Source organism: Arthrobacter sp. BB-1 (genome assembly GCF_006151685.1).
GTDB lineage: Bacteria > Actinomycetota > Actinomycetes > Actinomycetales > Micrococcaceae > Arthrobacter.
In genome coordinates this window covers 1-883 of sequence record NZ_VDEV01000053.1, presented here as the reverse complement: position 1 = coordinate 883, position 883 = coordinate 1, and the positions used below count along the sequence as shown (strand labels likewise).

Below are 883 nucleotides of genomic sequence, written 5' to 3'. Positions count from 1 at the left end.
GCTGTTCCCGCTGGTGAGAAGTGCTTCGGCGAAGGTGTCGGCCCGGAGCTGGGTCAGGGTGCGGGCCTCGTCCGGTCCCTGCCTTCCCCGGGAGATGGCGGTGAGCCGGTTCCAGATCGCGGATGCCTGGTCCGCGGGCAGGTAGGCGGCCACCCAGGCCATCGCATCGTTGTCCGGCCAGTACTCGATCCGCCGGTCCGCGGCGGACCTGGCGTGCCGTTTCTCCAGGCTTTCGGGGTGGTGCCGTTCCCGCCAGGCCCGGGCCCGGGCCTTGAACCGGTACGCCGGCATCTCCCCGACCGGGCACCCGCGGACCGCGCTCGGGGCGTCCGGGTCCAGGAAGTGCGCTTCCAGGGCCGCTGCCGCGGCAGGGGCCAGGCTTACAGCCTGGTCCACCATGGTCCGGGCGTGGGCCCAGGAGATGGTCCCGGCCTGCAGGGCGGCGAGGGTCCGGGGCAGGGACGTGGTCAAGGCATGGGCTTCGGCCAACAGCGCTCCGGCTGCCCGGTCCCCGATGGCCAGTGCGCACCCGACTTCGGCCACCAGGCTCCGGTCCTGCGCCGTGGCCTCGTGCGGGGAGACCGGCGGAGGGTTCAATGCCTTCATGGCCCCGGCAAGGACTGCAGCGGCCAGCGCCTTCGTCGCCGCCAACTTCGCTTCCGACCGCGCCACGCCACCAAGGACTTCCAGGGCCGCATCAGCAATCCGCTGCAGCGGATAATCATCATGCCCGCCAGCACCACAGCCAGCGGAAACGCCAGAACTTCCACCCAGCGCAGCCATAAACGCCGCGACCGAAGCATCAAGCGCTTCCTCCGCCTGCACCACCACCGGGTTCGAATCCATACCTCCATCATCGTGAGGGGGTCCGACATTATTGGGC

Annotated in this window: 1 protein-coding gene; it reads right to left on the bottom strand. The window is 70.2% G+C overall.

Annotation, left to right across the window (positions count from 1 at the left end; translation table 11 throughout):
* Positions 1-846, bottom strand: an 846-nt coding sequence (locus FHJ30_RS21210; RefSeq protein WP_139031219.1) for a DUF222 domain-containing protein, incomplete at its 3' end; no start/stop codon positions are given.
* Positions 847-883: the final 37 nt, after the last annotated feature.